This is a genomic window from Streptococcus mitis (assembly GCF_002096735.1).
Lineage (GTDB): Bacteria > Bacillota > Bacilli > Lactobacillales > Streptococcaceae > Streptococcus > Streptococcus mitis_CZ.
Window position 1 is genome coordinate 24608 of the sequence record NZ_NCVC01000008.1, and the last position, 8729, is coordinate 33336.

At 41.6% G+C, this 8729-nt stretch carries 10 protein-coding genes, 9 tRNA genes and 1 rRNA gene; all 20 read right to left on the minus strand.

Going from position 1 to position 8729, the window contains the following annotated elements:
* Window positions 1–33: 33 nt before the first annotated feature.
* The gene (gene fusA, locus B7703_RS00340) at window positions 34–2115 is read right to left on the minus strand and encodes an elongation factor G (RefSeq protein WP_000090348.1); all 2082 of its coding nucleotides are present in this window, start codon (window positions 2113–2115) and stop codon (window positions 34–36) included.
* Between the two features lie 279 nt (window positions 2116–2394).
* Complete coding sequence (rpsG, locus tag B7703_RS00345; RefSeq protein WP_000087873.1) at window positions 2395–2865, minus strand: 30S ribosomal protein S7; 471 nt, start codon at window positions 2863–2865, stop codon at window positions 2395–2397.
* 19 nt (window positions 2866–2884) lie between these two features.
* Window positions 2885–3298: a 30S ribosomal protein S12 gene (rpsL, locus tag B7703_RS00350; RefSeq protein WP_001142332.1), complete on the minus strand. Its 414-nt coding sequence runs from the start codon at window positions 3296–3298 to the stop codon at window positions 2885–2887.
* A gap of 134 nt (window positions 3299–3432) precedes the next feature.
* Window positions 3433–3564, minus strand: a complete 132-nt coding sequence (locus tag B7703_RS10135) for a hypothetical protein (RefSeq protein WP_261014231.1) — start codon at window positions 3562–3564, stop codon at window positions 3433–3435.
* A gap of 48 nt (window positions 3565–3612) precedes the next feature.
* On the minus strand, window positions 3613–4212 hold the full coding sequence (locus tag B7703_RS00360) for a response regulator transcription factor (RefSeq protein ID WP_084923170.1): 600 nt from the start codon (window positions 4210–4212) through the stop codon (window positions 3613–3615).
* 1 nt (window position 4213) lies between these two features.
* Window positions 4214–5311: a sensor histidine kinase gene (locus tag B7703_RS00365; protein WP_084923172.1), complete on the minus strand. Its 1098-nt coding sequence runs from the start codon at window positions 5309–5311 to the stop codon at window positions 4214–4216.
* Window positions 5311–6048, minus strand: a complete 738-nt coding sequence (locus B7703_RS00370; protein ID WP_060627196.1) for an ABC transporter permease — start codon at window positions 6046–6048, stop codon at window positions 5311–5313. The genes B7703_RS00365 and B7703_RS00370 overlap by 1 nt, the downstream gene beginning before the upstream one ends.
* Window position 6049: 1 nt before the next feature.
* On the minus strand, window positions 6050–6934 hold the full coding sequence (locus tag B7703_RS00375; protein ID WP_060627197.1) for an ABC transporter ATP-binding protein: 885 nt from the start codon (window positions 6932–6934) through the stop codon (window positions 6050–6052).
* Window positions 6921–7115: a hypothetical protein gene (locus B7703_RS00380; RefSeq protein ID WP_049543649.1), complete on the minus strand. Its 195-nt coding sequence runs from the start codon at window positions 7113–7115 to the stop codon at window positions 6921–6923. The genes B7703_RS00375 and B7703_RS00380 overlap by 14 nt, the downstream gene beginning before the upstream one ends.
* On the minus strand, window positions 7112–7303 hold the full coding sequence (locus B7703_RS00385) for a hypothetical protein (RefSeq protein WP_049543646.1): 192 nt from the start codon (window positions 7301–7303) through the stop codon (window positions 7112–7114). The genes B7703_RS00380 and B7703_RS00385 overlap by 4 nt, the downstream gene beginning before the upstream one ends.
* A gap of 544 nt (window positions 7304–7847) precedes the next feature.
* Window positions 7848–7921, minus strand: a tRNA-Pro gene (locus B7703_RS00395).
* A 15-nt stretch (window positions 7922–7936) separates the two neighbouring features.
* A tRNA-Arg gene (locus B7703_RS00400) sits at window positions 7937–8010 on the minus strand.
* A gap of 11 nt (window positions 8011–8021) precedes the next feature.
* Window positions 8022–8107 (minus strand) — tRNA-Leu (locus B7703_RS00405).
* Between the two features lie 7 nt (window positions 8108–8114).
* A tRNA-Gly gene (locus B7703_RS00410) sits at window positions 8115–8186 on the minus strand.
* A gap of 22 nt (window positions 8187–8208) precedes the next feature.
* Window positions 8209–8281 (minus strand) — tRNA-Thr (locus B7703_RS00415).
* An 18-nt stretch (window positions 8282–8299) separates the two neighbouring features.
* Window positions 8300–8381: transfer RNA gene (locus tag B7703_RS00420), tRNA-Leu, on the minus strand.
* A gap of 5 nt (window positions 8382–8386) precedes the next feature.
* Window positions 8387–8459 (minus strand) — tRNA-Lys (locus tag B7703_RS00425).
* A 24-nt stretch (window positions 8460–8483) separates the two neighbouring features.
* A tRNA-Asp gene (locus tag B7703_RS00430) sits at window positions 8484–8556 on the minus strand.
* Window positions 8557–8558: 2 nt separating this feature from the next.
* Window positions 8559–8631 (minus strand) — tRNA-Val (locus B7703_RS00435).
* A 4-nt stretch (window positions 8632–8635) separates the two neighbouring features.
* Window positions 8636–8729: ribosomal RNA gene (gene rrf / locus B7703_RS00440) — 5S ribosomal RNA — on the minus strand; the annotation flags it as partial.

Here is an 8729-nt window from a genome sequence, read left to right on the forward strand (position 1 = left end):
CACTAAGTGACTTCCTTCTAGAGTGAGGACTGATTAGTCTTCACCTTTGTTTTTCTTAATGATTTCTTCTTGTACTGACTTAGGTACATCTTCGTAGTGGTCAAATACCATCATGAATGTACCACGTCCTTGAGATGCAGAACGAAGAACTGTTGCGTAACCGAACATTTCAGCAAGTGGAACGTAAGCACGAACGATTTGGCTGTTACCGTGTGCTTCCATACCATCTACACGTCCACGACGAGCAGTTACGTGACCCATAACATCACCAAGGTTTTCTTCTGGAACAGTGATTGTTACAAGCATCATTGGCTCAAGGATAGCTGGTTGTGCTGATTTAGCAGCTTCTTTAAGGGCAAGTGAAGCCGCGATCTTGAAGGCAGTTTCAGATGAGTCGACATCGTGGTATGAACCATCGTAAAGCTTAGCTTTAACGTCAACCATTGGGTAACCTGCAAGAACACCGTTAGCCATAGATTCTACCAAACCTTTTTCAACCGCTGGGATAAATTCACGAGGAACCACACCACCGACGATTGCGTTTTCGAATTCGAATCCTTTACCTTCTTCGTTTGGAGTAAATTCAATCCATACATCACCGAATTGACCTTTACCACCAGACTGACGTTTGAAGAATCCACGTGCTTGAGTAGAAGCACGGAATGTTTCACGGTAAGATACTTGAGGAGCACCTACGTTCGCTTCAACTTTGAACTCACGACGCATACGGTCAACAAGGACGTCAAGGTGAAGTTCACCCATACCAGAGATAACTGTTTCACCAGTTTCAACGTTTGTTTCAACGCGGAATGTTGGATCTTCTTCAGCCAATTTTTGAAGGGCGATACCCATCTTATCTTGGTCTGCTTTAGATTTTGGCTCAACCATCAATTGGATAACTGGTTCTGGAACGTTGATTGACTCAAGGATGATTTTAGCTTTTTCATCTGTCAATGAGTCACCAGTTGTAGTATCTTTCAAACCAACGGCAGCAGCGATATCACCTGAGTAAACAGTGTCAATTTCTTGACGGCTGTTAGCGTGCATTTGAAGGATACGTCCGATACGTTCACGTTTACCTTTAGAAGTGTTCAATACGTATGAACCTGATTGAAGAACACCTGAGTAAACACGGAAGAATGTCAAACGACCTACGAATGGGTCTGTCATGATTTTGAAGGCAAGAGCTGCAAATGGCTCTTCATCAGATGCTGGACGAGTTTCTTCTTCGTCTGTATCTGGGTTGATACCTTTGATTGCTGGGATGTCAAGTGGGCTTGGAAGGTAGTCGATAACCGCATCAAGCATCAATTGAACACCTTTGTTTTTGAAGGCAGAACCACACAATACTGGGAAGAATTCAACGTTGATAGTCGCTTTACGGATACCAGCTTTCAATTCTTCGTTAGTGATTTCTTCACCTTCGAGGTATTTCATCATCAATTCTTCGTCAGTTTCAGCAACTGCTTCGATCAATTTTTCACGGTATTCTTGAGCTTGGTCAAGGTATTCAGCTGGAATATCTTCTTCAAGGATATCTGTACCAAGGTCGTTAGTATAGATTTCAGCTTTCATCTTGATCAAGTCGATGATACCACGGAAGTCATCTTCAGAACCGATTGGCAATTGGATTGGGTGTGCATTTGCTTGAAGACGATCGTGAAGTGTGCTTACAGAGTAAAGGAAGTCAGCACCGATTTTGTCCATTTTGTTGGCAAATACGATACGTGGAACTCCGTACTCAGTTGCTTGACGCCAAACTGTTTCAGTTTGAGGCTCAACACCTGATTGTGAGTCAAGAACGGTAACCGCACCATCCAATACACGAAGAGAACGTTGTACTTCGATTGTGAAGTCCACGTGTCCTGGTGTGTCGATGATGTTTACGCGGTGGTTGTTCCATTGAGCTGTTGTCGCAGCAGATGTGATAGTGATACCACGTTCTTGCTCTTGCTCCATCCAGTCCATTTGTGACGCACCTTCGTGAGTTTCACCGATTTTGTGGATTTTACCAGTGTAGTAAAGAATACGCTCAGTAGTTGTTGTTTTACCAGCATCGACGTGAGCCATGATACCGATATTACGAGTTTTTTCAAGTGAAAATTCGCGTGCCATGAGGTTTGTTTCTCCTATTTATTTTTGATTTCTATTCTATTATAACACGATTTTAATAAAAACGGATAGGCAGGACCTACCCGTTCTCAATGTTTTCATGCTATTGTTGGTTTCAACTTACGAGATGGTAAGTTGAGTTGAACTCGGGCTAAAGTTAATTAGCCGATTTGAGCCGGAACGGGATGCTGTGTGAAAAAGATAAACTTCCTTGTATTCGTCGAATACTGCGTCAGTTTCCTATTTTCACCTTGCATCCTTACCGTTCCTAGCATCATGATTTTACCAACGGAAGTGTGCGAATGCACGGTTAGCTTCAGCCATACGGTGAGTGTCTTCACGTTTCTTAACAGCTGCACCAGTGTTGTTAGCAGCATCCAAGATTTCTTTTGCAAGACGGTCTTGCATTGTGTGTTCACCACGAAGACGAGCGATTGTTACCAACCAACGAAGTCCAAGTGTTGTACGACGTTCTGGACGAACTTCAACTGGGACTTGGTAGTTAGAACCACCAACACGACGTGCACGTACTTCAAGTACAGGCATGATGTTTTCCATAGCTGTTTCAAATACTTCAAGTGCATCGTTACCAGTAGCTTCTTTGATTTGCTCAAAAGCACCGTAAACGATTGAAGCAGCTGTACCACGTTTACCGTCAAGCATAACGCGGTTGATAAGACGAGTAACTAGTTGTGAATTGTAAAGCGGATCTGGCAATACGTCACGTTTTGGAGCTCTATTTTTACGACTCATTTCTCTTTATCCCCTTTCCTTATGCTTTTGGACGTTTAGTACCGTATTTAGAACGGCCTTGTTTACGATCGTTAACACCTGCAGTATCAAGTGCACCACGGACGATATGGTAACGTACCCCTGGAAGGTCTTTTACACGTCCACCACGAAGAAGAACCACGCTGTGCTCTTGCAAGTTGTGTCCGATACCTGGGATGTAGGCAGTAACTTCGATAAGGTTGCTCAAACGTACACGAGCGAATTTACGAAGGGCTGAGTTAGGTTTTTTAGGTGTCATTGTTCCAACACGAGTTGCAACACCACGTTTTTGTGGTGAAGAAACGTTTGTTTGAACTTTTTTATGACTGTTGTAACCAACGTTCAAAGCTGGTGATTTAGATTTTTCTACTTTTGATTTACGCGGTTTGCGAACCAATTGGTTAATTGTAGGCATCTACATTCTCCTGTGTTTTTTTATTTTTGGTGATGATACACTTGGTGACAGCTATCATCTGTGTGTACTTTTGCAACATTTGTCAGCACGTCCCTGTACACTCTTGAGAGACCAAAAGTAAAAAGTACCGTCTATTATTGTAACAAATTTTTCCCTTTCTTGTCAAGATATTTTTCTTTTTTATTGTTATTTTTAGCTCGTTTGTATTGCTCCCAAAAGAAAGAAAAGGAGGAATAAATCCCTCCTAAAGTTTGGTATTGTTCCATGCAATCCCATCAATTTTAGCACATAATGGTTTTCGAGATATGATAGTATCACAACCAACCAGATTCTTTAGCGATATTGGCTGCCTCTGTTCGATTACCTGCATCTAGTTTCGAAAGAATATTGGTGACATAGTTTCGGACTGTTCCGTTGGATAGATAAAGTTTGTCTGCAATTTCTTGGTTAGAGAAGCCCTGAGCAATTCCCTTTAAAACTGCGATTTCTTGTTCTGTTAATGGATTGGGATGCGTCATCACCACTTCCATCAATTCAGGCGAATACTCCTTGCGTCCCTCTAGGACGGTGTGCAAGGTTTGCATTAGCTCTGCAATGTTTCTTTCTTTTAATACATAAGCATCTACTCCAGCCTTGACCGCACGTTCAAAATACCCAGGACGTTTGAAGGTCGTCACCACAACCACCTTTGTTTCAAGCTTTTCTGCTCGTATCCACTCCAAAACTTCAAGACCTGTCTTAACAGGCATTTCTACGTCAAGGATGGCGATATCTACAGACTCCTTTTCTAATAGTTGGATTGCTTCTTGCCCATTCTTGGCTTGAAAGACAGACTCTACACCTGGTTGAAGCGTGAGCAACTGGCACATGGCATCTCGCAACATACTTTGATCTTCTGCAACAAGTAGTTTCATCTTAGTTTCTCTCCTTATAAGGTAGTCGAACCTGCACTTCTGTCGGTTGTTTCCAACTAATTACCTCTACTTCTCCCGAAAATGGAAGAACACGATCTCGAACTGTATGGAGGTCATCCCCCTTTATAGAAGCAAAGCCACAGCCATCATCTCTCACTGTTAGAATGAGTTCTTTCTCTGTCCGTTCTAATTTTAAGTAGACTTTAGACGCTTTAGCATGTTTGATGATATTGGTCACTAATTCAAGTAAAATCATGGAAGCCGTTGACTCCAATTCCTGAGTTAAGCTAGCTGTATCTAGTTGATTAGCTATTTCCACCTCAATTCCAGCAATTTCTAACATCTTTTTCACAGTCTCTAGTTCGGATGTCAAAGTTCTAGACTTAAGATTTTCCACAATGGTTCGCACTTCACACATTGATTCTTTGCTAATTTGCTGTATTTCTTTTAATTCCTTTTCCACCTGTGGATAAGCCTCCATCTGAAACAACTGCAAGGCTAAATCTGTCTTGACACTCAGCATAGCAAAGGTGTGTCCCAGACTATCATGCAAATCCTGACCGATACGACTACGTTCATTTTCAGCAAGCAATAGATTTATCTTGGCATTTTGCTTAGCCTGCGCTTCTTTCAAATCCTCCACAATCCGAATCCGAACCAAGCCAAAAGTCATTAAATCGACAAAAGTAAGAATTACAAATAGATAGAATAGAGACTCAACTTCGATTCTCTGAAAAATCAAAAGTTGGCCCACAACAAGGACTTGAGCAAAAAGAAAAGTCCAGACATGTAAAGACTTTAAACCACCTACGCTGAAATGATAACTTAAGAGATTGGATAGGAAAAAGAAAAACCAGATATAATTAACAGCAACAAAGGCAGTATTCCCAACTACATAAGTCAGCATGAAGCCCCAATATAGCCAAGATAGGCGCTGGCTCTTAGTTGTTAAAACACCCAAATACGCCACTACAAATAGAATATCAATCAATAAATGCCAGGCAGAAAGCCACCCAGTCACTACAGGTAGGATGGGGAAAATCATAAAAATTAAACTGACCCAAAACATATAGTGTATGCTTTTCATTCTTTCAAGCATTAAGCATTCTCCTTATGACCTTGAAGGTAAATAGTCAAACCAAACAAAACTGCTGAAAAAACAAGTAGATAAACTGTGGCTGATAGATTGATGCTACCCTCGTTTAAGAAGGTCTTGAGCAACTCCATCAACTGATAAGTTGGTAGGCACTTCCCGATTGCTTGCATCCAGTCTGGAAATAAAGAGATGGGCATCCAGAGTCCACCTAAAACAGCCAAGCCTAGATAGAGAAGATTGCCCACGACAGACATCAGCTGACTAGAAGGCAAGAGTGTCAAGGTCAATCCAAGCGCTACAAAGGCAACACTTCCTACTATCAGCAAGAACGCAGCCCCAATCCAGCTTCCTAGAGGCATATCCACACCTCTGACCAAGTGCCCAACTGAGAAAACAACCAGGATTGAGACCAAATAATCAACCATCATACTTGTTATCTTTGATAGATAATATTCTACCATATTTACAGGGGTATGGCGCAATGTTTTCTGCCAGTTGTTGATTTTATCGGTATGTAAGACAGCTGGAAATGAAAACATGGCTGTCGACATCATGGAAAAGGCTGTCATGGAGATGAGGTAGTCACGCATAAAATTAGCTGGTCCACCTGGTGTGTCCTGGTACATGCCTGAAAAGAATAAATAGAAGGCTGTCGGCATCCCTACGGATAATAGATAGTAGACTAATTGTCGTTTGGTCAATAGAAATTCTATCTTATTTAATGCTATCCATTGTTTCATCTTAGTCATCTCCCTTTTGTGTTTCTTCAAAGATTGTATCCAGTAAGCTACGATTATTGACTTCAATTTCTTGAATCCTACATCCTGCTCGGACTAATAGTTCCCAGAAAGCATCTGCTTCGCGTGTGACTACTTGTAGAGCATCCTGTTTTTGTGACCAGTTTTCAACCAAGTTTGACTTCTCAACGACTTCCTTGTAAGCTAGAGGAAGGATAAAATGCTTTTCAATCTCCTCACTACGCATAGCTAGAGGCGTCGTATCACGAATCAACTCTCCCTTATTTAAAACCAAAATCCGGTCAGCTGTATGCTCTACCTCTTCGATATAGTGAGAAGAATAGACAATGGTCACACCATTTTTCTTTAACTGATCGACAATTTCCCAAAAACGTTGACGAGTTGAGGTATCCATAGCCGATGTAGGCTCATCTAAAAAGACAAGCTTTGGTCGCCCAATTAAGGCCAAGACAAAAGAGAAAAGACGCTTTTGTCCACCTGATAATTTTTCTGCGAATTGCTCTTTTTGTTGCTGGTCAAACTGCAATAGTTGATCAATTTCCTGCTCGCTCAAGGGATTTGGATAGATACGTTGAAAGAAAACAATCAACTCTTTAACCTTTAATTTTTGAACAATTACATTTTCTTGAGGGAGATAGGATCTTGTGTAGTCTAACTTAGAGCTCGTTACCGGCAAATCTTGGATAGATACTTGCCCACTGGTGACCAGTTTATCTCCAAGCAAACAGTCCAAGAGTGTCGTCTTTCCTGCTCCGTTTGGCCCAATCATGGCAACACATTCACCTTCAGCTACCTCAAAGGAAATATCCTTCAAAATAGCCTTGCCCTTGATGTTTTTATTTAGGCTTTCTACCTTAATCATATTCATGATATTCTCCTTTCAGCCACTCCTTTCCCATAGGAAAGGCGATAAAAATCATAAATCCTAGTCCCCAGGCACCACGGATGAATTGGTGAAGGAAGGCTTGATCAAACCAACCTGTAAACATTTCTACAAACCATACCACTAGTGATAGTCCAATAAAAAGATAGAGAAACGCTTTTTTCATTTTTCAAACTCCTTTTTCACATCTGAGACTAATTTCAAACCTTCTCGGATAAGCCAGGACATCATTCCAAATCCTGCAAATAGCTCCCAAGGAAAATGATAGAAATCTTCATCCAATCCTGAGAACATGAGATAAGTCACGACTCCTGCTGCTACTAGACTCACTGCGACAATTACTTTATGTTTCATTTTTTTCTTCCTCCATTTGATACATCTAGTATAATTCTTTGAATCTACTGCCACTAGAAGCTTCTGTCATGAGGAGATATGACAAATGTCATAAAAGATTCTGTTCAAAACAAGCAAGATACACTATACAATAAAACACAAGTAGAAAAATCTAAGGCAGCTTCCTCAAAAGAAATATCAAACCCAATTCACACTATATTGAACACTAATACTTATTTAAAATCAAAAGATCGGAAATTTCCATCTCAAAAACATATATATTATAGGCAGAGCAAAAAACTCTTCAATTACTTTCTTAAAAGTTTGTAAGAATTATACAATCTGTTAAATTTTAATTTATGTACCTAAACTACAGTATTCATTGAACAAATCAGGAAACAAAAAAATATACGCGATCAAAATGAATTACTGGAATTCAAAAAAAGAGAGAAGCAAACTGATTCTCTCTTAATTTTGTACTTTCTCGAGCTTAGCTTTTCTTCAACCCACTACAGTTGGCAAAGAGCTAAATAAAAAAGATACATTTACGTATCTCTGTAATGTATCGGGAAGACAGGATTCGAACCTGCGACACCTTGGTCCCAAACCAAGTACTCTACCAAGCTGAGCTACTTCCCGAGTTAAATAGAAAAATGCACCCTAGAGGAGTCGAACCTCTAACCGCCTGATTCGTAGTCAGGTACTCTATCCAGTTGAGCTAAGGGTGCTCATTAGTTTATGCCGAGGACCGGAATCGAACCGGTACGATCGTTACCAATCGCAGGATTTTAAGTCCTGTGCGTCTGCCAGTTCCGCCACCCCGGCCTCTCTAAGCGAACGACGGGATTCGAACCCGCGACCCCCACCTTGGCAAGGTGGTGTTCTACCACTGAACTACGTTCGCACTGTTTTCTTCTATCTAAAAATGCCGGCTACATGACTTGAACACGCGACCCTCTGATTACAAATCAGATGCTCTACCAACTGAGCTAAGCCGGCTCATTTATTTTATCTTAATGCGGGTTAAGGGACTTGAACCCCCACGCCGTTAAGCGCCAGATCCTAAATCTGGTGCGTCTGCCAATTCCGCCAAACCCGCATATATGACCCGTACTGGGCTCGAACCAGTGACCCATTGATTAAAAGTCAATTGCTCTACCAACTGAGCTAACGAGTCTAAAATAACTTCCGTTATCTTAAACGGTCCCGACGGGAATCGAACCCGCGATCTTCGCCGTGACAGGGCGACGTGATAACCGCTACACTACGGGACCTATGGGAGTTAACGGGATCGAACCGCTGACCCTCTGCTTGTAAGGCAGATGCTCTCCCAGCTGAGCTAAACTCCCTAGAGCTAAGCGACTTCCATATCTCACAGGGGGCAACCCCCAACTACTTCCGGCGTTCTAGGGCTTAACTTCTGTGTTCGGCATGGGTACAGGTGTAT